A 22,330-nucleotide genomic window follows, 5' to 3' on the forward strand; every position below is an offset into this window, starting at 1 on the left:
GCATGCAGAAGCTTGTGGAAATGCAAAACATCAGCAAGCGCTTCGGGGGCGTGCAGTCTTTAGACGATGTCTCCGTGGACCTTTACCCCGGTGAAGTGGTCGGCCTGCTGGGCCACAACGGGGCAGGAAAAAGCACCCTGATCAAGATCCTTTCCGGTGCGTACACTGCAGATTCGGGCAGGATCCTGGTTTCAGGTCAGGAAGCCCACATCCGCAGCCCCAAAGACGCCCAGAAAAGCGGCATCGAAACCATCTACCAGAATTTGGCACTGGCAGACAACCTGGATGTGGCAGCCAACATCTTTCTGGGCCGTGAATTGCTGCGTGGCGGCACCCTGGACGAGGACCACATGGAGTACGAGTCCCGGCAGGTGCTGGACCGCCTGAAAGTCCATTTGCCCACCCTCAAAAAACCTGTGCTGACCTTCTCGGGGGGCCAGAGGCAGGCCATCGCCATTGCCCGCGCCATCTACTTCAAAGCAAAAGTCCTGATCATGGATGAGCCCACTGCTGCACTGGGACCCCAGGAAACCCGTCAGGTGGGCGAACTGATCAAGGCCCTGAAATCCGAAGGGGTGGGCATCTTCCTGATCTCCCACGACATGCACGATGTGTTCGACCTCTCAGACCGGGTCAGCGTGATGAAAAACGGCAAACTGGTGGGCACCGTGCGCACCCAGGATGTGACGCAAGACGAGGTTCTGGGCATGATCATCTCGGGGGCCAAACCTGCGGTGATGATGCGGTAATTTATGCTCCTGTAAAGCCAGGGAGGTGTTCTCCCTGGCTCTTTTATTTCTTACACGTCATGTCAATCCTGAAATTCGGGGTTTTCACAAAAGGCAGTTTCTTGATGTTGGCCCCGTTTGGGACACGGGTGGCATCGATCTGAATCAGGATTTTGCTGAGGGGCGGGGTGATGGTTCTCAGGCGGGTGGCAAGCCGCAGTTTGATGGACCCGCCCGGAGGCAACTGCGGTCCTGCCACCTGATTTTTCACAGCTTCAAAGATGTAGTTCTCACTGCTGATTTTGCCTGCAGCGTCCACCACTGTGATTTTGTCTGAATCGATGTATTGCGAGAGGAACAGGTTGTACTTGCTGCCGTTGCTGACGGTGAATTCCGTGAACCAGTATTCGTCATCATCGGTCTGCTGGTGTTGCTCGCCCACTTTCAGACGCCACACGCCATTGAACAAATCCTGGTTGACGCAGCCCTGCAGGGCGTCCACCTGATTGCTGCCCCCCGTGAAAAGGGCTCCTGCAGATTGCAGGAAGTCCAGGGGCACCTGCACCACGTCTTTGCCGTTCACCTTGACCACCGGGGCTTCGATGACCTGACCATTGATGTTGAGTTTGACCGTGTTTGCCGCCAGAGCACTGCCCATCAGCAGGGCGGCTGCCACAAGAAATGTAGGTTTCATGTTTCTGAATTACGGGCATGGGGCAGGCAAGGTTGCCAGATGATGCCTCAGGAATCTCCCTGAGGTTGGTCTTTGTGGTCTGTGCGGGCTTCAATGGCCCGGACCACTGCAGCCATGTCCAGCCCACCAAATCCCAGGTTCAGGGTCTCGCCGTAAAGGGCGTAGCACACGTCCAGCAGGGGAGAGGCAATGCCTGCACTTCGGGCGGCTTCTGCCACCAGACGGTTGTTTTTGAACACGTCTGCAATGGAGGCCTGCACCGAGAAATCCTGCTGCAGGAGTTTGCTGGCCTTGATTCTGGACACATCACTCGCCATGGGACCTGCAGCGAGCACCTGCGTGAAAAGGGCAGGGTCCACCCCCTGTCTTTCTGCAAAGTGGTACGCCTCTGAAAGGCCTGTGACCAGGGTGATCAGGAACAGATTCACCGAAAGCTTCATCAGGAGGGCATTGGGCACCGGGCCGCAATCCACCATTTCCCGACAGAGCGGTCTGAGGAGGGGCCGGATGGTTTCCAGCGCAGCGTTGTCTCCAGCCAGCATGGTGATCAACTGGGCTTTTTCGGCAGGAACACGGGACCCGGAAACCGGGGCTTCCACGTACTGGCCCCCAGCAGCCCTGACCTCCTGTTCCAGACTGCGGGAATACCCTGGCGAGGTGGTGCCCATGTGCACCAGAATTTTGCCCCGCAGGTGGGTGGCAAAAGCAGGCGTGCCCCGTCCCAGCACCTCATCCATGCTGTCTTCGGTGGCCAGCATCAGCACAATGACCTCTGTTTTTGCAAAAACCTCTGGGGCATTCTGGGCAACCTGTGCTCCTGCATCTTTCAGGAGCTGGGTTTTGGCGGGTGTGCGGTTCCAGACCAGCAGGGGAATGCCTGCCCTCACAAGATTGAGGGCCATGGGTTCCCCCATGTGCCCCAGCCCAATGAAACCCACCTGCTGGACTGCATCCTGCATTGCACCTGTGGCTTCTGTCATGCTGCCATCTTAACAGCCTGCTGTTACAGCAGCACAGGTGCACCATGCAAATGTGCGTCGACTTTAAATCTGGAGCATCAAAATTATAGTCTTAAAATCCAGAAAATCAAGTCAGGACACCCCTCATTGTTTTCACGGCTTTCCTTATTTTTGTCATACCCATTCAAAACAAAAAAACCTACCATAAGGACATGATTGAACAGTTTAAAGATTTGCTGCAAAACCTCTGGGAAATGCTGCTGCAAAATGGCCTGTGGATTTTTGCAGGTCTGCTGGGTGTGGCGCTCGTTCTGGGCATCGTGGCCTGGATTGTCACCCGTGTGGACCGGGATGCCCTGCAGAAACTGGGGCAGGTGTTCAGGCCCCTGTTCAGTCCGCTGGGCCTGGTGTTGCTGCTGGCCCTGACCACCTGGGGGGCCTGGCTGGCCCTGGGCCTGCTCAAAAACGATTTGAATGTGCGCCTGCTGCACCGGGAAAGCGCCACCTTCTCCAGCACCGAAATGCCTGCTGCCGGAGACACCACCCAGTACAGCCCGTATGCCAGCTACATCCAGGAAAGAACCTACACCCGCAATTTGATTTTGCCCCCCGACATTCTGGACCGCATCGGGGTGGAAGGTGCAGAAATCCTCACCCCTTACCTGCCCGATCCCAGCACCGAAAACATCACCAGACTGCAGGACCAGTTTCGCCGCAGTGGGCGCAATCTGGTGCTCACCCGCGAAGCCACCCAGCTCACAGAGGAACCCATCGCCCTGGAAAGCACCGACATCAAAGTGAACCTGGGGTTCATCCAGAGTTCCGACAGCAAACGCTCTTACTACAACGCCTCTTTTGACGGCAGCTACGTTTTTGAGAACCCGCTGGATCAGGTGGCCACCGTCCGGTTCAATTTTCCGCTCCCTTACGGCTCTGGCACGCTCAAAGACTTCCAGATGACCGTGAACGGCAAGCAGTACGAACTGGCCAATTTAAGTCAGGGGTACCTCTGGGAAGGTGAAGTGGCTGCACAAGAGAAAATCACCGTGCAGGTCAAGTACAAAAATCAGGGTTCCCGCATGTGGCGCTACGAACTCAGCAACAAACGCGAACCCATCAAAGCCTTCAAACTGGTGCTCACCTCCGACCAGAACACCAAATTCCAGACCGGAAGCCTGTACCCCACCTCGCAGGGCGGCAACCGCTACACCTGGGACCTCAAAAACATCATCACCGCCCAGAGCATCGTGCTGGCGTTCTCGGGTGTGGCCATCCGGGAGACCCTGATCAAGGTGTTCAGTTTTGTTCCGGTCAGCTTGCTGTTGCTGGTGGGCTGGGTGGTGTTCTCCAGCCTGCTCAGAAACCGCAAGGTTCCCCTGCTGGGACTGGTGTTCTCGGTGCTGGGCCTGACCCTTTCTGCCGTGTTTGGCGCTTATCTGGTGACCTACCTGCCTGCTGCTCTGGCCGTGCTGCTGGCCCTGATTCTGGGTGCTGTGGTGGCTTTCCATGCCCTGGGCAGTGCCCATCTGGTGCCTGCAGTGGTCAGTGCCCTCACACCAGCCGTGTTTCTCTGGACGGGAAATGCAGGTCTGGTGCTCAGTTTGCTGGGGCTGGTGGTGCTGCTGGGGTTGATTCCTGTGAAGCGATAGATCCCCCGGCTCCTCGCTTCGCTCAAGGCTGTCCCCCTTAACGAAGGGGGACTTGGTGTGCGTCTGGGAGTGCTGAGGTCAGATCCCCTTGCCTTTCGCTATCGCTCAAGGCTGTCCCCCGTCAGCGTTGGGGGATTTTTGGTTGTCTGACATGGTCTCCAGTTCAGTTTCCCACCAACCCCCCTTCGTTAAGGGGGGACCACCGAACGGAGTGAGGTGCGGGGGATCTGACCTCAGAGATCTCAGCCTGCATTCCCCTTCAAAACCACCACCAGCACCACCAGTGTCAAGAGCAACACAGGCACTGTCAAAAGCAGCCCAATGCGGAAATAATATCCCCAGGTCACCTGGATTCCCCTCAAAGCCAGCACGTGCATCCACAGCAAGGTGGCGAGGCTGCCAATGGGGGTGATTTTGGGTCCCAGATCGCTGCCCACCACGTTGGCGTAGATCATGCCTTCTTTGATGGTCTGTGAGACCTGCGCTCCGTCGATGGCCAGGGCTCCGATCAGCACGGTGGGGAGGTTGTTCATCAGGCTGGAGAGCAGGGCCACCAGAAAACCTGCCCCGAGGGTGCCGGTCCACAGGTTGCCTCCCATCTGTTCCAGCAGGCGGCTGAGTTCGCTGGTGAGGCCCTGGTTTTTCAGGCCGTACACCACCAGGTACATGCCCAGGCTGAAAACCACGATGTGCCAGGGGGCACCTTTCAGCACTTTGCGGGTGCTGAGTTTGCGGGATTGACCGCCCACCAGCCACAACCACAGCGCTCCGGCCACCGTGATGAAGCTGACCGGGACATGCAGCCGTTCTGCACTGAAATAGCCGAGCAACAGGACCAGCAGGACGGCCCATCCAGACATGAACACCCCCCTGCTGCGAATGGCGCTTTGCGGATCAGGCAGGCTTTGCAGGTCGTACTTTGCAGGGATGCTCTTGTGGTAAATCCAGTACAGCAGGCCCAGGCTGCCAGCAAGAGAGGCCAGATTGACCCACACCATCACGCTGGCATAGCGCTCAAAGCTGATGGAGAAGTAATCGGCGGTGATGATGTTGGTGAGGTTGGAGATGATCAGGGGCAGGCTGGTGGCATCGGCAATGAAACCCACCGCCATCACAAAAGCCAGGGCCACCGGGCCTGTGAACCCCAGGGCAAAGAGGATTTCCAGCATGATCGGGGTCAGGATCAGGGCAGCCCCATCGTTGGCAAAAACGCTGGTGACCGCCGCTCCGAGCACCACCATCAGCACAAAAAGGCGTTTTCCGCTGCCCCCACCCCACCTGCTGACGTGCAGGGCGGTCCATTTGAAGAACCCGGCTTCGTCCAGCAGCAGGCTGATGACGATCAGGGCAATGAAGGTGAGGGTGGCGTTCCAGATCAGGCCCCACACGGTTTGCACGTCCTGCACATCCACCAGGCCGAGCAGCAGGGCAATGACCGCCCCGATGGTGGCGCTCCAGCCAATGGAAAGTTTGAAGGGTTGAAGAATGACCAGGACAAGTGTAACCAGGAACAGGATCAGGGCGAGCAGCACGACAAATAGCTTAGGGCATGGGTGTGAATGTGCTGATGTGCTTTCCAACAATTGGACGTAATTTAAGGTATGTTGTACCGCGTCCAGCGTGTGGATTACATTCCACCTTACAGTCTCCGGCTTCATTACACCGATGGCGTCCAGCTCAGGGTCAACCTGATGTCCTGGCTCAGAGAAGGACTGGTTTTTGCTCCCCTCAGAAATCCCGAGCGTTTTCAGAATTACCATCTGGAACGCTCGGGACAGGTTCTCAGCTGGGGAGAGGATCTGGAGGTGGATGTGGACACCTTCAGGTGTGACTAGTCCCTTAACCTTTGTGGGATCTCACCCAATGCAGCCACAAAACCCTTACATTTGGGAGTGTCATGCGTTCCCGTGTTTTTGCTGTTGCTCTGCTGCTTTTCCTGAATTCTGCCCATGCCCGTCCGGTGTACCTGGCGGGGCAGAACGCCCGCACCCAGACCCGGACCCTGCAAGGCCAGGAGGTGCTTCCCCTGGAAGGTCTGGTGCTTTTGGGTGTGCAGGTCAACCAGGACCGGCAAACCATTGAACTTGTCTTCCAGAACAACCGTTTTGTGTTCAAAAGTGGTTCTGGCTGGGAGGGCGCAACCCTTCCTGGTCTGGTCTTTGAGCAGGGAAAATGGTATGTGCCCCTTGCTGTGCTGGACGCTCTGGGTTTCAGGGCCCTCAACAACCTGCCTGAACTGCTGGATTATGCTGCTTTGCCTGTGGTGGTGCCTGCTGCTCAACCTGTTGAAACTGCCCAGACTTCCCCAGCGCCCATGCTGCCCGAACCCGTTCCCAACCCTGAAGTTCCCCAGGTGGTGCTGCCCCAATTCCAGGGCATCCGGCACAGCGTGCAGATCGAGGAGTACACAGAGCGCACCCGCATCGTGCTGGACCTCTCTGCTCCCACCCAGTACGAGGTGAAAGACAACAAAATCACCCTGTTTGCAACCCAGGGGCAGAATCTGGCCCAGGCCATTGCAGGTTCAAAAGGGGTAAAGGGCATTCGGGTGGAGCAAAATGCCCAGGGCATGCGGGCCAGCCTGACCCTCTCCAGAGATGCAGAATTCAAGGTGTTTCCCCTGCAAAACCCGCCCCGGGTCGTCATTGATGTTTTTCAATTTGTGCGTCCTGTAACACCTCCTTTCCCCAACCTTTCCAGTTTGCCTGCCGGGGTGTCCTACCAGAAACTGGGAGACCTGGAATTGCTCACTTTCCAGCGCAGCCAGTTTCAACCCAAATTGACCTCGGGTTTCTTGCAGGGTGTGGAAACCTTCGTGAAGCAGGGACAGGCCGTGGCAGGCATCAATGGCGGTTACTTCGACATGAAAACCGGATTTCCCGTAGACATGGTGGTGAAAGAAGGCCGCTTGCTGTTTGGAGGTCTGGAAAAACGGGCAGCCGTGGGCTTCACCTCTTCGGGGGATTTGATGTGGGGCATTCCCAAAGCCCGTTACACCCTCTCCACTCCGCTGGGTCAGGAGCGGGTCAATTCGGTGCGATCAGGTCCCAGGGACGGCTGGCTGACCCTTTTTGTGGGAGACGGAAAAAACGTGGTGGGAGGCAAGAATTTTGTGACCCTGACGGTGCAAGATGGTGTTGTGACCCGGGTGAGCACAGGCGCTTTCAAGGCCGCAGAAGGAGAAATAACCGTCACATTCCAGCCCGAAAAACACCCCATTTTGCCCACCAAAGTGGGGGCAACGGTGGGGGTCAGTGTGGCCTGGACCGATGAATCCTGGCTGACCGCGCGCGATGTGCTGGCGGCTGGACCCATGCTGGTCAAAGACAGCCAGTATGCCGTCAATGCTGTGCAAGAAGACTTTGACACCGGGGCAAGTGTCTGGAGGCCCACCCGTCAGGTGGCGTTTGGGACCACAGGTGCAGGAGATTACGTCTTTGCATACCTGAAATGGGGCACCCCGGAAGACTTTGCCCGTGCCCTGCTCAAAGCGGGCCTGAAGCAGGCCATGCGTCTGGACAGCGGAACCAGTGCCACAGTGTTTGTTTCAGGCGGGTTCCTCAACCGCACCTGGTCCAGACCTGTCCCCAATGCGATCCTGATGGTGCCCAGATTGACCACTGCCCAGAAGTGAGCGCAGACCGCAGTCCAAAACACCTACTGCATTTATCAGTGGAATAGAAGGATTCTTTTGAATCCTTCTATTCCAAAAAACATCAACCCTAGCAGCAACCTCTTCTTCTGTCAAATGCTCTAAAAAGCCCCAGGGATCTTTTGCCTGCATCGGGTAGAATGGCCGTATGCGTTCACTGGTGCTGATCGGACACGGCTCCCACCTCAATCCTGATTCTGCACGGGCGGTTTACCACTATGCAGAACTGCTGCGCAAGGCAGGGTCTTTCAGTGAGGTGATCGAGGGGTACTGGAAAGAAGAGCCTTCCCTCAGACAGGTGCTCAGGACCACCCGCTATTCGGATGTCACGGTGATTCCCATGTTCATCAGTGAGGGTTACTTCACCGAGACGGTGATCCCCAGAGAACTCAACCTGGGACATGCAGGTCCGGTGCCTGCCCATGGCATCACCCGGCAACTGGGTGGCAAAACCGTGCGTTACACCCAGCCTTTCGGGGTGCATCCCAAAATGGCGGAGGTGATTTTGGAAAGGGCCAGAGAGGCCTTTCCCGAACTGTCCCCCGAAGACACCGGGCTTTTGATCATCGGACATGGGACCACCCGCAATCAGAACAGCAACCGGGTGATTTACCAGAACCGGGACCGCCTGCGTGAGCAGGGCCTTTTCAAAGAAGTGCACGCGCTCTTTCTGGATGAAGACCCCAAAGTGGACACCTGGGACACCCTGTTCACAGCAAAGCATGTGGTGATGGTGCCTTTCTTCACTGCAGAGGGCTGGCACACCCAGGAAACCATTCCAGAAGAACTGGGTCTGACCGGAAAAACCACGGCATTTGCAGAACACACCGTGCATTACGCTTTGCCTGTGGGCACCCATCCCATGCTGGCAGAGGTGGTGCTGGAACTGGCGCAGGATGCCCTGAAAAACAGTTCAGCCAGTGGAGAACCCAGTCCAGAGCAGCAGGCAGCCTGGGGAACTTTTCTGGACCTGGCCCGGCAGGGCATGCGCCTGGGAGAACTGCTGATCCAGCAGGAAGTGGGGCTTTATACCGTTCAGCACATGCTGGATCAGGGAAAGGACCAGCTGCAGGTGTTTGTGAGTCCTGAATCCCTGCGGGATCTGGTGCGCCTTTCAGATGCAGGAGAATACCGTCCAGTGCACACGCTTCGCAACCTTCCCACTGGCTGGAAAGCGGTGTTCAACGAATCCGATTTCCAGCGGGCCATCGGGCATGTGTATCCCGGGGTCATTGAAGACACCTTCCTGTACCAGAGAGGGGCACTCAGGGTCACACCCTGGATCAGCACGGCCCGCAGGCAGACCGGGATTTACAGTCGGGTGCAGCAGGCCACTTTAAAAGATGTGGAGCAGGTCAGCAAGAAAATTTGTGGAAAATGCCTGAAAAGCCGTTTGTGGTACGGAGACACCCTTTACCAGACTTTTCTTGATGGGGTTCCTGGTGCGATTCCCTGTGTGGAAGCCTGCACCTACGTGATCTCTGAAGTGCGGGAACATGTGGTGCGCAAAGAGCAGGCGTTGCAGGAAACCCCTGTTTCTTCTTGAGGTTCCTTCCTGAATTGGTGTAACTTGCACACTTTGCATTGGCTTTTTTCGGCTTATGCTGGAAGCATGTTTCATCCCATTGATCCTCAACATTTTCGGGCCAGTCTGGGGCGCTTTCCCAGTGGCGTTACCGTCATTTCCTGCAAGCAAGAAGGCCAGGTTTATGGCATGACCGCCAGTGCTTTTGTCAGCGTTTCCATGGAGCCCCCTCTGGTGCTGGTTTCGGTGGCAAACAAGGCCCGCATGCATGCCCACCTGCTGGCTGCAGAAACCTTTGGCATCAGCGTTCTGTCCCAGGAGCAGGCACACTGGAGCAACCACTTTGCTGGCAAACTGCACGACCAGGAGCCAGAGTTCGCAGAGTGGGATGGTGTTCCTGTGCTGGAAGGTGCGCTGGTGAATCTGGTGCTCAAGAAAGACAAAGCCATTGAAGCCGGAGACCACACCCTCTTTCTGGGAGAGATCACGCACACCCGCTACACCGACCAGGACGCTCTGCTTTACTTCAGAGGACAGTATGGTGCCTTTCAGGGAAAATGACTGAAATGTAGTCAATTTGTAAAGATGTCTACACAAATCCTCTTTGAACCCAGCCCACCGGGTCAGGGTGGGCTGAAGCCTTGCTGAATAGAGATATACTCTGGTGAAAGCATGTTTTAATATTTGAAACAAGGAGTATCCACACCCTGCTTGCAACAAGGCGGGGCGGAGGTCTGGTGTAGTGATGTTCTTCCGCAAAAACGACGTGCATGTGCCGCCTGACACCCCCGAGACGCCTCCCCCAGTGCCCCACTCCATGCGAATGGCCCACTGGGTGTACACCCTGAGTGATGAGTGGTTCATCAGAGAAGATGTTTACCTGGAAGACACCCACTATGCCTACATCCTGCTGTCCAGGTACGGGATTTATGCCATTTACATGCAGCCTTTCATGGGGTATGTGGTGGCCCAGGGCATGCAGCTGAAAGTCAATGGAGAACCCCAGGACCAGTTGATCCGCCTGATCCGCAGCCGCAATGTGTTTCTGGAAAAAATCCTGAAAACCCGGGTGATCCCTGTGGCGATGTTTGACAACAGTGACATTCGGGGTTTCGATCTGGGGGGTGTGAAAGTGGCCAACCCAGAGCTGCTGGTCAATTATCTGGAGGCCCTGCAGGTTGTAGCGGTTCCCCTCAAGTCGCTCAACGCCCTCAACAAGCACCTGAGGCAGGCCCAGGACACCTCAAAAAGCACCTAGCCACACAATTTTAAATTGTAACGGTCTTTTGTGCCAAGAAACGTGTGCAAAAAGCCATGTCTGAAGCGTAAATTTTTTTATCTTTTGCTTGCATTCTTCTCATACTTCGTTACAATAATGATTATGGCGAAAACTGTTCCTCACCCGCAAACCTCTCGCAAAAGAAATGGTGGATTTGCCGCTGTTACTGCTCTGGGTTTTTTGTTGATCGTTGTGATTCTCGTTGGGATTGCTGCGGTCAGCGCAGTGGGCAACCGCAAAAATGCCAAATATTCCGTGAGAATTTCCCAGGCCCAATACGCCGCCGAATCTGGTCTTGAAGAAGCTGTTTATCAGGTCTGGCACAAGATCTGGAGTGGTGTCACCCCCACCAGTTCGGCAGACTACCGCCTGAAACTCAATGCATCATCTGAACCCTTCAAAACACCCGGAGGCAACTTCACTGTCAACCGCACCCTTTCTGGTGGAGGACAGTACAACATTTCCATCACCCGTCGCCCCATGGCCAACAACGATGTGGTCTTTGACATTGTCAGCACGGGCACCCTGCAGGATGGCACCACCCGTGTGCTCAGCCAGGTCTTCAAGGTGGCTGGCACACTGTTCAACGGCTTTGACTATGCCCTGCTCACCAACAACGTGAACTGCATTTTCTGCCACACCACCATTCAGGACATGAGTGCGCTGGGTGGTGCTGCGGCTCCCACCAATCCCCAGGATCGCGTCAAAGTGGCTTCTCTGGAAACCATGCAAATCCGCCCTGACCCTGAAGAAGCTGCCCAGCACGACCACGTGGACACCGTGATTGCAGGCACCCTGTACCTGCGCGGAAAATTCCAGGACAAATCCGGCAACGACCTGACCAGTCAGATGAACACCCTGTCGCTGCAAACCACCCAGACGGTGGATCAGGGAGCCATCACCAGCCGCACCATGCAGAACCTGACCCCCCAGAATTGCCAGACGGTCACCAACTGCAAAGACAAAGCCTACAAAAACTTTTACGTGAATTACCCGGACAAGGCCAACGTGGATGCCGCCCTGGGGGGCAAATGGCCTGATGGGGTTTTGCCTGACAAATTCCCCCTGCCCATTCCTGAAAAAGGCACCCCCAACAACACCATTGACCAGCTGGAATGGGATGAAGTGGTGGACAACTCCAACAACAACATGGATGAGGAAAACCCCAAAGGCAAGATCATGGGGGGCAAGATCACCATCAATCCTTCTGCTGCAGGGCTTTACGACTGGCCTGCAGGCAACGCCACTGAAGTGACCAGCACCAAGTGGAGCACCAAACAGAATGTGGTGCTGGATGGCACCTCTTCCACCTTGAAACTGGAAGGCACCACCTACATCAACGGTGATGTGGTCATCCGCGGAAAAATTGCAGGCACCGGAAAAATCATTGCCAGCGGCAACGTGTATGTGATGGGAGACGTCACCTACGACTGTGCTCCGGCTGCAACTTGTGATTACACCAAACCCGAAACCCTGCCCCAGGTGGGCCTGATTGCGGGTGGCAACATGATGATCGGTGACTTTTTGACCCGCCGCATGCAGTCTGGAGACACCGGTTCCAATTCCCTGAAAGCCGCCGATCAATATGTGGATTCGGGAGGCAACGACCCTGCCCTCAGCAGCTGCACCAACAAATGCAACATCATGTCTTTCAGCGCCAGAGAAGCCACCATCTTCAACCGTGCAGAACTGGAAAAAGCTGTGCTGAACCCCAGCTACACCCCCAGGTTCTACACCTATGAAAAAGATGCTCCTGTTTTCTTTTACAACGTGCTGAACAGCGAAGGCACCGATGACTACAGAAGCTCCAGTGTGATTGGTTTTGAAGTGGTGGGTGGTGTCCTGAAAGACAAATACGGCAACAACTTCACGGCCACCACCGGAGTGAAAACTTCTGCAGGCACCAAAAATGTCACTGCTGCTGGCCTGAAAGCCATCTGGGACAAAGCCAACAAACTCACCATGTCCGGCACCAATGCCTGGATTTCCAAGCAGCAATTGAAGTCCCTGTGGGTCAAATCTGTGGAATGTGCTTCCACCGTGGACAAAAACGGTGGAAGCTGTGGGACCGCCACCCGCAACAAAGGTCCCCTGCGCACCGATGGATTGCTCTACTCTTCCAATGCCATTTTCTCCATTGCACGCGGTAAACACGGTACGGGCCAGGACTCCAGGCTGCAGGGCCGCTGGGATCTGCGTGGCAGCATGGCTGCTGCAGACACGGGCGTGCTGGTCACAGGCAGCAACCCAAGCGCAGTGGACAGCAACAGCCGCAACAAACTCACCGAAGGCTGGAACACCATTGGCACGGAAGGCGTGGACAACACCACCGAGCGTGGCCTCAGCATCTACTATGATGCCCGCATGAAGAGCTTCATGAAAATCAAGCAAGATGACCTGCCCATCCTGCAACGCAGCGAATGGAAGGTGGGCACAAAATGAAATCCGGGGCAGGTTTTACCCTCATTGAAATTCTCCTGACCGTGGCGGTGATGGGAATCATGAGTGGAATTGCTGTTTTCAGTTTTTTCAATTTTCAAACCAAACAGCAATTGCGTGATGGTGTGGTTCAATTCGCTGGCGAGCTGAACAACCTGCGTGCCCAGGCCAGAAAAACCTCCAGCAACTGGACCATCACCTGGGTGGGAGGAGCCAGCAACTATCAGGTGACCAACAACAGTGTTACCACAGTGCGCAACCTGGCCACCGGGGTCAAATTTGATGGCAGTGGCTCAAAAACCTTGAACTTTCAGGCCCCTTATGGTCTGCTGGACCAGACCAACCTGGCCATCACGCTCAAAGGCCGAAACAACGCCACCCAGGGCATTTACTTGATTGGCATGGGCGGCAAAGTGGTGATCAAATGAACAACAAAGGCGTCACCATCATCGAGATTCTCATCGCCATTGCCCTCATTGGTGTGATCTCCATCCTCTCGACCTACTTTCTCAGTGGTTTCCAGCTGAACAGTGCTGCACAATACGACACCAACATGCAAGCTTTCTCCAGAAGCTACATGGATGATGTGCGGGCTTACTGGAGCATTGCGGGCAACTACAAAAGCAACATGTTGCCCATCAACGGCTCTGGGCAGGCGGTTGCTCCTCCCACCGGTTACAAATACAAAGTGGATGTCAAAACAGCTGTTCCCAGCACAACCCCGGTGAACATCCGTTCCCTGACCTACGCCCCTGCCCTGGTGGTGACTGCGGTCAATGATGTCACCCCGGTTCCTCTCAAAAGCGTCATCCTGACCGTGACCACCCCCAAAGGTCGCGTGGAAGTGTTCACTTTGCAGATTGCAGCTCCTGCAGGAGGAGGCTCATGAAGCCCCAGCAAGGTTTCACCCTGATTGAGATGCTGGTGGCAGGTGTGCTGGGGGTGTTCATTCTGGGCATCGGTTTGATGCAGTTGCAGGTGGGCGTCAAAAACACCACTTCCATTTACAACCAGCAGCAAATGATGGAAGATTTCCGCAACACCGGGAATTACATTGCAGACAACCTGTCTGCAGCAGGGTACATTTTTCCCAGTGGAGCAGTGATCACCCTTGGCTCTGGGGATTACTCCGTGAAAAACCCCCTCACCAGCAGCAACGTCTGGACCCTGGGCACCCACCCCATGGTGGCCATGCTGCTGCATCCCCGGGACAGCACTGCTGCCTGCACCCTGGGGGTGTCTGAAAATGGTTGTGTGCGGTTCATGGCTTTTTACGCTGTCGCCCGCAGCACGGTGGTCACTCAGGCCCCCGCCAATGAGAACCCAGGTGCAGATCCACAAAACGATGCCACCAGCTGGACCCTTTATGCGTACCAGCAAGCCATCAATGCCACCAGCCTTAAAAAATACCTGGAAGCCCTGGACGCTGCTTCTCTGCTGGACAAGCCCAGCTACACCACCTCCAAGGGTTCTTTGCTGGCGGACTACCTGAAGACCAGTGCTTTTGTGGTCACTTACCTCAACTGTCTGGTGGATGGCAACATCCAGGCCACCTGTGTCAACGCCCAGAGCAGTGCCAGCCGCCTGACCTTCTCCATGGCAGGCAGCATGAAACGGGGCAGCTCCATCGTGTATGCCCCCAGCGACAAATTGCAGTTTCAGGCGGCTTCCCGCAACCTGCTGTTGTTCTGATTCTTGCAAACAAAGTGTGCCCAACGGCAGAAGATTCGTCTTCTGCCGTTTTACTTCACAGTTGCTTTGACAGGGGGGTGTTAGGGTAAGTTATGCTGCAACCTCATACGCTAGGGGAACTTCTTGAACTTCCGCAGTACGCTGGGCGCAAGCCCTTTGACCACAAAACCGAAAGCATCAAAGATGAGGTGCGCAGAAACCTGATTTCCAAACTGCGCAACCGTGAAAAACTCTTTCCAGGCATTGAAGGCTTCGAAGAGACCGTGATTCCGCAGCTGGTGGGTGCCCTGCTCAGCAAGCAGAATTTCATCCTGCTGGGCTTGCGCGGCCAGGCCAAAAGCCGCATTTTGCGCCAGATCACCAGCCTGCTGGACGAATACATCCCCATCATTGATGGCATTGACATGCCCGATGATCCCCTCAACCCCATTGGGGCAGAAGGCAAGGCTTTGCTGGAGTCTCATGGGATGGATTTGCCCATCCGCTGGTGGCACCGCGACGACCGTTACGTGGAAAAACTGGCCACCCCCGATGTCACAGTGGCAGATTTGATCGGAGATGTGGACCCCATCAAGGCGGCCCGTCTGGGCACCTCGCTGGGAGACACCCGCAGCATGCACTTCGGGCTGTTGCCCAGGGCCAACCGCGCCATCTTTGCCGTGAACGAACTGGCAGACCTGTCTCCCAAAGTTCAGGTGGCGCTGTTCAACATCCTGCAGGAAGGAGACGTGCAGATCAAAGGGTATCCCATCCGCCTCTTGCTGGATGTGATGCTGGTGTTCTCGGCCAACCCTGAGGATTACACGGCCCGGGGCAAGATTGTCACGCCCCTCAAAGACCGCATCGGGTCTGAAGTGCGCACCCACTACCCCAGAACGGTGGAAGAGGGCATGACCATCACCCGCAACGAGGCCTACACCCCGGCAGGGGTGACGCTTCCCACCTTCATTCAGGAGCTCATCGAGGAAATTGCTTTCCAGGCCCGTGAAGACAACCGGGTGGACAAGCTTTCCGGGGTGTCCCAGCGCCTGCCCATCAGTTTGACTGAACTGGTGGCTGCCAGCACCGAACGCCGTTCTCTCTTGCACGGAGATGCCCCGGTGGCACGGGTCGCCGATGTGTATCAGGCATTGCCTGCCATCACCGGGAAGCTGGAACTGGAATACGAGGGTGAACTCAAAGGCGCAGACACGGTGGCCAAAGAGATCATCCGCAAAGCGGCTGGCCAGGTCTTTGCCAAACGGGTGAAGGCAGACACCACCGACCTGGAACGCTGGTTCGAGAAAGGCGGGGTCTTCAAGGTGCCCCAGGCTGGAGATGAGATGGGAGCTCTGCGCAGCATGCGCAACCTGCCTGGCCTGATCCCTCTGGCAGGACAGCTTTCAGAGGGCAACAACGATGCCCACCGCCTGAGTGCTGCAGAATTCATTCTGGAAGGCCTGTATGGCCGCAAGAAACTGGCCCGTGCAGAGGAATCCTACACCGCTCCAGAACCTGAACAGCCCCGCTTTAAAGGCGGAGGCCGCTGGAACTGAGCCAGAAAAACAATGTAAGACAGTGCAATACAGTGCAGGCAGGAGGGCATTTTGCCCTCCTGCCTGCACTGTTCAGGGTTCTGGCAATGCAGACTTCAAGATGCAAAGAAAATGTAAGATGTCGAATATGTCTACAACAGATCAGGCCCTCACTGCCTTTCACAAACGAAACCGCAAAGCCCTGGACCAGACGGCCCGGGAGCTGCAAAAAGCTGGCATTGCCCGCATCTATTTTGGACTCAATTTTTACAACGATGAAGGGGACCCTGCAGATTACTCGGTGGTGGAAAAGCTGGATGGCAGCGTGGAAACCCTGGACCACTGGCACCCGTTGCTGGATTTGCAGCTGTTCAGTTCGGTGCCTTACTGCAATGCTTATGTGTTTCAGGTCGGCACCGCCAGCGTTGAACCTGACCTGCAGGGTGGTTTGATCGATGTGGCCGAAGCAGACATGCGGGCCTACCACACCCCAGAGCAAAAACAGGCCTGGGAAGAACTGGCAGAGGAGATGGACGAAGGGCTGGACATGGAAACCCAGATGTGGCTTTACAACGATGCCCATCAGGAGGAATTTGCATCATGGGCCGAACAGTTGACCGAACGCGGCTGGGTGCGGGTGTATTTCGGGATTGATGCGGAAGAAGACCGTTACCCCCTCAGCGGGTATGTTTTGCTGGAAGCCTCTGAAGGGGATGTGGAGCCCCAGGATGCTTTGCCCGATTTCATGGATGCAGATGTTTTTGAAGACCTGCCCCAGTACGGTGCGTTTGTCTTTGATGCAGGCACCCAGAGTGTGTCCGTGGATCTGGAGGGAGGCATGGTGGAAAGCGAAAAGGGCTGGACCCGGGCCTACCACACGCCAGAAGAACGAGACCGTCTGGAACGGCTTGCAGCACAAGAAAACTGAAATCCCATTCTCCCTACGATTCTGACCCTCAAATGGGCGTACCATCAGAAGACACGGGGGGATCATGAAGCAAACGCGTTACAGCAAATACGAATCAGAACTGGAATCTCTGGACTCCAGCGAACTGATGCAAATGATTCAGGAAGCCCTGCTCGGCTCGGGCATGAACGACCGTTACGACCCGGATCCCAACGCCAGGCCCAATATGGACGACCTCTTCGATGCCATTCTGGAAGCGCTGGTCAACCGGGACCTGGTGCCAGAACAGATGCTGCGGGAAGCCCTGGAATCCGAAGACATGCGCCAGAGCAAACTGGGTCAGGAAGTGCAGCGCCTGATGAACCAGCTGGTGCAGGACGGCTTCATCCGCAAGGAATTTGAAGAAGGCGAGGGCGGAGGGACAGGCGAGAGCGGCGAGGCGCACTTTGAGCTGACCAACAAGGCCATCGACTTCCTGGGCTACAAGACCCTGCGGGATCTGATGGGCGGCATGGGACGTTCCAGTTCTGGCAGCCACGACACCCGCGATTACGCCTCTGGGGTGGAGCAGACCGGAGAACTGAAATCCTACGAATTCGGAGACACCCTCAATCTGGACACCACCGAAACCCTCAAGAATGTGATTCACAAGGGTTTTGGTCAGATGGAGGAAAGTGATCTGGTGGTGCGCCAGTCTGAGTACTTCTCCAGTGCAGCCACGGTGGTGCTGCTGGACTGCTCCCACAGCATGATTCTGTACGGAGAGGACCGCTTCACGCCGGCCAAGCAGGTGGCCCTGGCCCTGGCGCACCTGATTCGCACCCAGTACCCAGGAGACACCGTGAAGTTCGTGCTGTTCCACGACAGCGCAGAACAGGTGGCCATTTCCCAGCTGGCCCAGGCCCAGATCGGTCCTTACCACACCAACACCGCAGCAGGTTTGAAGCTGGCCCAGCAGCTCCTGAAACGGGAAAACAAGGACATGAAGCAGATCGTGATGATCACCGACGGCAAGCCCAGTGCCCTGACCCTGCCCGATGGAAGGATCTACAAGAATGCTTATGGCCTGGACCCTTATGTGCTGGGAACCACCCTGCAGGAAGTGGCCAACTGCCGCAGAATGGGCATCCAGATCAACACCTTCATGCTGGCCCAGGATGCAGATTTGATTTCTTTTGTGCGCCGCATCACCGAGATGACCAGAGGCAAGGCCTACTTCACCACCCCGTACAACATCGGGCAGTACGTCCTGATGGATTTCATGAAGAACAAAACCAAAGTGGTCAACTGAGTTTTGACCCCACACTTCTGAACAGACAGGACCTGCAAGCGTTTCAGCTTCTTGCAGGTCCTGTTTTGCTGGACAGCAGATGGCAAGTTGACTGGGTTTGTGTTGACAGGGATTGTGGATGCTAGATACACTTGCGCTGAGTCCAATCGTGTGAGAAGGGACTCACGTCAAGACCGTCATCCAGTCAGCAAGACTTTCCGCCTGAGGTGCAGGCACCCACTGGAGCACGCGTATCCGCGTAAACCTGTCGTGTGAGACGGGTTGAAAGGAACCACATGCAAGTCAAGCCAGGGTTCAAGCCCGGAGTGTTTTCCGGTCCCATGGGGCTGTCTTGAGGGCGGTTCAGCCGGGAACGGCTGTCCAGCCCATCACCCACCAGCAAATCACGCTGAGCCACATCACCAAGACTTTTCCTGGTGTGATTGCCAATGACGATGTGACCCTCACCCTCAGGGTCGGCGAGGTGCATGCCATCCTGGGTGAGAACGGTGCAGGCAAAACCAGCCTGATGAATGTGCTTTACGGCATTTACCAGCCAGACCGTGGAGAAATCCTGCTGGATGGTCAGGCCGTCAAAATCGACACGCCCAGAGCAGCCATCCGTCTGGGGGTGGGTCTGGTGCCGCAGCACCCCATGCTGGTGCGGGCCCACACCGTCGAAGAAAACATTGCCCTGTCCCAGATCCACCACAAAGGTGCCTCTTTCTGGAATCCGGTGGGCAACATCAGAAAGCGCATTCTGGAGCTCTCTGAGCGCTACGGTCTGAAAGTGGACCCAAGAGCGCCCGTCTGGCAGCTTTCTGCAGGAGAGCAGCAACGGGTGGAAATCCTCAAGGTGCTGTTGCAGGGTGCCCGGTTCCTGATTCTGGACGAGCCCACCAGTGTGCTCACCCCCCAGGAGGTGCAGGAGCTTTTTGCTGTCCTCAGGCGCATGCGGCAGGACCACGGCATGGTGATCATCACCCACAAACTCGATGAGGTGCTGGACATCAGCGACCAGATCACCGTGCTCAGAAAAGGCAAGGTCACGGGCAGCACACCCAACCAGAACCTCAAAAAGACCGACCTGGCCCGCATGATGATCGGAGAGGAGCTGCAGGAAACCCGACTGACCGGGCAACCCCATTTGAAAGGAGAGATGGTTCACCTCTCGGATGCCTGGGCCATGGGAGACCGGGGTGCGCCAGCCCTTAAAGGGGTCACCCTCACCGTGCAGGGCGGGGAAATTCTGGGTGTGGCTGGCGTGGCCGGTAATGGTCAGCTGGAACTTATCGAGGTTCTGACTGGCCTCCGGACGTTGACAAAAGGCCAGATTGTGGTCAAAGGCAAGGCCATGAAAGGTCAGGGTGCAGAGGCATTTTTCCAGGCCGGGATTGCCCACGTTCCTGAAGACCGCAACCATTACGGCATCGTGCCCAACCTGAGTGTGGAAGAAAACCTGATTTTGCGGTCCATGAACCAGCCTCCCTACTCAAAAAGTGGCCTGATGGATTTTGCCCGCATCCGTGAATACGCCAGGCAAAACATCCAGAAATACGACATTCGCACCCCCTCTGCAGACACCAGAGCAAGGCTTCTCAGCGGTGGGAATGTGCAGAAACTGATCCTGGCCCGTGAACTGGAAAGCAACCCGGATGTGCTGGTCGCAGCCCACCCCACTTACGGCCTGGACATCGGGGCCACCACCCAGGTGCATCAACTCCTGCTGGAAAAACGTGCCCAGGGCATGGGCATCGTGCTGGTCAGCGAGGACCTTGATGAACTGATGAACCTGTCAGACCGCATCGTGGTGATTTTTGCAGGCACCTTCACGGGAACGCTCACCCGTGCTGAATTTCAGCGGGAAAAACTGGGCCTGATGATGGCAGGTGAAGCATGAAACAATTCGCAGGTTTTCTGTTGCAGGAACGCAAGGCCCCCAGCACCCGCTGGACCTTGCTGCTGTCTCTGGTCAGCATTGGGGTGGCCCTGGTTTTGCTGGGCGTGGTGTTCTCGCTGTACGGGATCAGCCCCATTAAAGCCTACCAGACCATTTTTACAGGCACCCTGACGGACTGGTCTGGTTTTTCTGCAGTGCTGCAAAGGACCATTCCCCTGCTCCTGATCGGGGTGGGTCTGGTGATGGCCTTCAGAACACTCTTTTTCAACATTGGGGCAGAAGGACAGTTGCTGGTGGGGGCCACTGCTGCTGCAGGGGTGGGCCTGTTTGTGCCCCTGCCAGATCCCCTCACCCTGCCCATCATGCTGCTGGTGGGCTTTCTGGCCGGAGCCGCCTGGGCCTTCATTCCGGCCCTGCTGAAACTCAAACTGCAGATCAACGAGGTGATCACCACCCTGATGCTCAATTACGTGGCGATCAACCTGGTGAATTACCTGGTGCAGGGTCCCTGGAAAGGCAAAACCGCCTATGGTTACGCCTACACCGATCCCCTCAAGGACAGTGCCTGGATGCCCACCCTGCCCGGAACCAACCTGCACTGGGGCACCCTGATCATCGCGGTGGTGTTCGCAGTGGTGACGGGTCTGATTCTGGGCCGCACCACCGAAGGCTTCAGGATGCGCATTCTGGGAGAAAGCCCCTCCGTGGCGAAATACCTGGGCATGAACACCCTGAAAACCACCTTGCTGGTGATGCTGATTTCGGGCGGCGCTGCAGGACTGGCAGGTGTGGGAGAACTCACCGGAATTCACCACAAACTTCTGGATCCGCTGCAACTCTCGCTGGGGTACGGGTACACTGCCATCATCGTGGCGTGGCTCGCCAGAGGAAATCCCCTGGGGGTCCTGATCACCGCCCCGTTCTTCGGATTGATTTTTGCCGCTGGAGACGTGATGAAAGTGACCCTGCAGATGCCCTTTCAGATTGTGGACGTGTTCAACGGGATCCTGCTGTTCCTCCTGATTGCCACGGAACCCCTGATCCGCTACAAATTGGTGAAAGCCCCTGAACAGACCCCAATCCACACCACCAGGGAGACCCCCAATGGACGCTGAGAACTGGCTGGTGGGCATCCTCGGGCGGGCATTTGCCTTTGGGACCCCACTGCTGTGGGCTGCCCTGGGCGAAACCTACGTGGAACGGGCCGGAGTGGTCAACCTGGGCATGGAAGGCATGATGCTGGTGGGTGCCCTCACCGGTTTTGCAGTGGCCCACTCCACTGGAAACCCCGCACTGGCCATTTTGCTGGCCGGGGTTGCAGGAGCCGTTTTCAGCTTGCTGCATGCCTTCATGACCATCACCCTGAGGGCCAACCAGTACGTGTCCGGTCTGGCCCTCACCATTCTGGGCACCGGAGCCACCGGACTGCTGGGCAAAGCCTACGAGGGCCAGCCTCTGCTGGACACGCTGGAAAACATCAGTGTCCCTGGACTCAAAGACATCCCCATCCTGGGACCGATGCTTTTTACCGACCAGAGCATTCTGACCTACCTGGGCATCCTGATCGGGGTGCTGCTGTGGGCCCTGCTGTTCAGAAGCAGAATGGGCGTCATGTTGCGCTCTGTCGGAGAGAACCCCAAAGCCGTGGATGCCCAGGGCCTCAACGTCACCCTGATCCGCTATGCCGCTGTGGTCTTCGGAGGGTTCATGGCTGGCGTGGCCGGAGGATTCTTCTCTGTGGCCTACCGTCCGTCCTGGACGCAGGGAACCACTGGAGGGGTTGGCTGGATTGCCCTCGCCATCGTGATCTTCGGACGCTGGAACCCACTGTATGTGATGCTGGGATCGGTGTTCTTCGGGGCACTTTATGTGCTGAGTTTCCGGCTGCAGGAACACATCTCTCCCGAACTCCTCAACATGATGCCCTACCTGTGCGTGATTCTGGTGCTGGTCCTGACTGCACTGGGCAAGAAAGGCTCTGGTGGCGTGCCAGAAGCCCTGGGCACACCTTACCGGCGGGGAGAACGCTAGATGGAGCACAGGGCGAATGGAACGTTTCAGGACTTCCTGGCCTTCACACTTGCCCTGTGCACCAAACATCTGCTTCCCCAGCGGGGGCTTG

Annotated in this window: 20 protein-coding genes; 17 read left to right on the plus strand and 3 right to left on the minus strand. The window is 56.4% G+C overall.

Annotated features, from left to right (window positions below):
- Positions 1-2: 2 nt before the first annotated feature.
- Positions 3-749 (plus strand): ATP-binding cassette domain-containing protein, encoded by a 747-nt coding sequence (locus IEY52_RS22440; RefSeq protein ID WP_229684920.1) that lies wholly within the window; start codon positions 3-5, stop codon positions 747-749.
- Between the two features lie 43 nt (positions 750-792).
- On the opposite strand, the gene IEY52_RS22445 is transcribed toward IEY52_RS22440, so the two are convergent.
- Together IEY52_RS22445 and IEY52_RS22450 are read right to left on the minus strand one after the other, a co-directional pair.
- Positions 793-1,422 carry a hypothetical protein gene (locus tag IEY52_RS22445; protein WP_189007346.1) on the minus strand — a complete coding sequence of 210 codons (630 nt, stop codon included), beginning with the start codon at positions 1,420-1,422 and terminating at the stop codon, positions 793-795.
- A gap of 47 nt (positions 1,423-1,469) precedes the next feature.
- The gene (locus tag IEY52_RS22450) at positions 1,470-2,402 is read right to left on the minus strand and encodes an NAD(P)-dependent oxidoreductase (RefSeq protein WP_229684921.1); all 933 of its coding nucleotides are present in this window, start codon (positions 2,400-2,402) and stop codon (positions 1,470-1,472) included.
- A 191-nt stretch (positions 2,403-2,593) separates the two neighbouring features.
- Here IEY52_RS22450 and IEY52_RS22455 point away from each other — a divergent pair, with 191 nt between their 5' ends.
- Positions 2,594-4,030, plus strand: a complete 1,437-nt coding sequence (locus IEY52_RS22455; protein ID WP_189007348.1) for a hypothetical protein — start codon at positions 2,594-2,596, stop codon at positions 4,028-4,030.
- Between the two features lie 242 nt (positions 4,031-4,272).
- Here the strand turns inward: IEY52_RS22455 and IEY52_RS22460 are convergent, their stop codons facing one another.
- Positions 4,273-5,562 (minus strand): arsenic transporter, encoded by a 1,290-nt coding sequence (locus IEY52_RS22460; protein WP_189007350.1) that lies wholly within the window; start codon positions 5,560-5,562, stop codon positions 4,273-4,275.
- 69 nt (positions 5,563-5,631) lie between these two features.
- Between IEY52_RS22460 and IEY52_RS22465 the strand changes: the two genes are divergently transcribed.
- From IEY52_RS22465 to IEY52_RS22535, 15 genes are all read left to right on the plus strand, one after another.
- Positions 5,632-5,865: a DUF2442 domain-containing protein gene (locus tag IEY52_RS22465; RefSeq protein ID WP_189007352.1), complete on the plus strand. Its 234-nt coding sequence runs from the start codon at positions 5,632-5,634 to the stop codon at positions 5,863-5,865.
- A 62-nt stretch (positions 5,866-5,927) separates the two neighbouring features.
- Positions 5,928-7,664: a phosphodiester glycosidase family protein gene (locus IEY52_RS22470; protein WP_189007354.1), complete on the plus strand. Its 1,737-nt coding sequence runs from the start codon at positions 5,928-5,930 to the stop codon at positions 7,662-7,664.
- A 166-nt stretch (positions 7,665-7,830) separates the two neighbouring features.
- A complete protein-coding gene (locus tag IEY52_RS22475) occupies positions 7,831-9,228 on the plus strand; it encodes a CbiX/SirB N-terminal domain-containing protein (RefSeq protein WP_189007356.1) in 1,398 nt (465 codons plus the stop codon).
- 66 nt (positions 9,229-9,294) lie between these two features.
- Positions 9,295-9,768: a flavin reductase family protein gene (locus IEY52_RS22480; RefSeq protein ID WP_189007358.1), complete on the plus strand. Its 474-nt coding sequence runs from the start codon at positions 9,295-9,297 to the stop codon at positions 9,766-9,768.
- A 184-nt stretch (positions 9,769-9,952) separates the two neighbouring features.
- A complete protein-coding gene (locus IEY52_RS22485) occupies positions 9,953-10,465 on the plus strand; it encodes a hypothetical protein (RefSeq protein ID WP_189007361.1) in 513 nt (170 codons plus the stop codon).
- A 123-nt stretch (positions 10,466-10,588) separates the two neighbouring features.
- The gene (locus IEY52_RS22490; RefSeq protein WP_189007364.1) at positions 10,589-12,928 is read left to right on the plus strand and encodes a pilus assembly PilX N-terminal domain-containing protein; all 2,340 of its coding nucleotides are present in this window, start codon (positions 10,589-10,591) and stop codon (positions 12,926-12,928) included.
- Positions 12,925-13,353: a pilus assembly FimT family protein gene (locus tag IEY52_RS22495; protein WP_189007367.1), complete on the plus strand. Its 429-nt coding sequence runs from the start codon at positions 12,925-12,927 to the stop codon at positions 13,351-13,353. Before IEY52_RS22490 ends, IEY52_RS22495 begins: the two co-directional genes overlap by 4 nt.
- Positions 13,350-13,814: a prepilin-type N-terminal cleavage/methylation domain-containing protein gene (locus tag IEY52_RS22500; protein WP_189007371.1), complete on the plus strand. Its 465-nt coding sequence runs from the start codon at positions 13,350-13,352 to the stop codon at positions 13,812-13,814. The genes IEY52_RS22495 and IEY52_RS22500 overlap by 4 nt, the downstream gene beginning before the upstream one ends.
- On the plus strand, positions 13,811-14,617 hold the full coding sequence (locus tag IEY52_RS22505; RefSeq protein ID WP_189007374.1) for a PilW family protein: 807 nt from the start codon (positions 13,811-13,813) through the stop codon (positions 14,615-14,617). Before IEY52_RS22500 ends, IEY52_RS22505 begins: the two co-directional genes overlap by 4 nt.
- 92 nt (positions 14,618-14,709) lie before the next feature.
- Positions 14,710-16,152, plus strand: coding sequence for a sigma 54-interacting transcriptional regulator (locus tag IEY52_RS22510; protein WP_189007377.1), 1,443 nt, complete (start codon positions 14,710-14,712; stop codon positions 16,150-16,152).
- A 127-nt stretch (positions 16,153-16,279) separates the two neighbouring features.
- Entirely contained in the window at positions 16,280-17,059 is a 780-nt protein-coding gene (locus tag IEY52_RS22515; protein WP_189007380.1) for a hypothetical protein, read from the plus strand.
- 61 nt (positions 17,060-17,120) lie between these two features.
- Positions 17,121-18,329, plus strand: a complete 1,209-nt coding sequence (locus tag IEY52_RS22520) for a vWA domain-containing protein (protein WP_189007437.1) — start codon at positions 17,121-17,123, stop codon at positions 18,327-18,329.
- A gap of 331 nt (positions 18,330-18,660) precedes the next feature.
- The gene (locus tag IEY52_RS22525) at positions 18,661-20,208 is read left to right on the plus strand and encodes an ABC transporter ATP-binding protein (protein WP_229684922.1); all 1,548 of its coding nucleotides are present in this window, start codon (positions 18,661-18,663) and stop codon (positions 20,206-20,208) included.
- The gene (locus IEY52_RS22530) at positions 20,205-21,323 is read left to right on the plus strand and encodes an ABC transporter permease (protein ID WP_189007383.1); all 1,119 of its coding nucleotides are present in this window, start codon (positions 20,205-20,207) and stop codon (positions 21,321-21,323) included. The genes IEY52_RS22525 and IEY52_RS22530 overlap by 4 nt, the downstream gene beginning before the upstream one ends.
- Positions 21,313-22,239, plus strand: coding sequence for an ABC transporter permease (locus IEY52_RS22535; RefSeq protein WP_189007386.1), 927 nt, complete (start codon positions 21,313-21,315; stop codon positions 22,237-22,239). The genes IEY52_RS22530 and IEY52_RS22535 overlap by 11 nt, the downstream gene beginning before the upstream one ends.
- Positions 22,240-22,330: the final 91 nt, after the last annotated feature.

Origin of the sequence: Deinococcus roseus (genome assembly GCF_014646895.1) — a bacterium.
Taxonomy (GTDB): Bacteria; Deinococcota; Deinococci; order Deinococcales; family Deinococcaceae; genus Deinococcus_C; species Deinococcus_C roseus.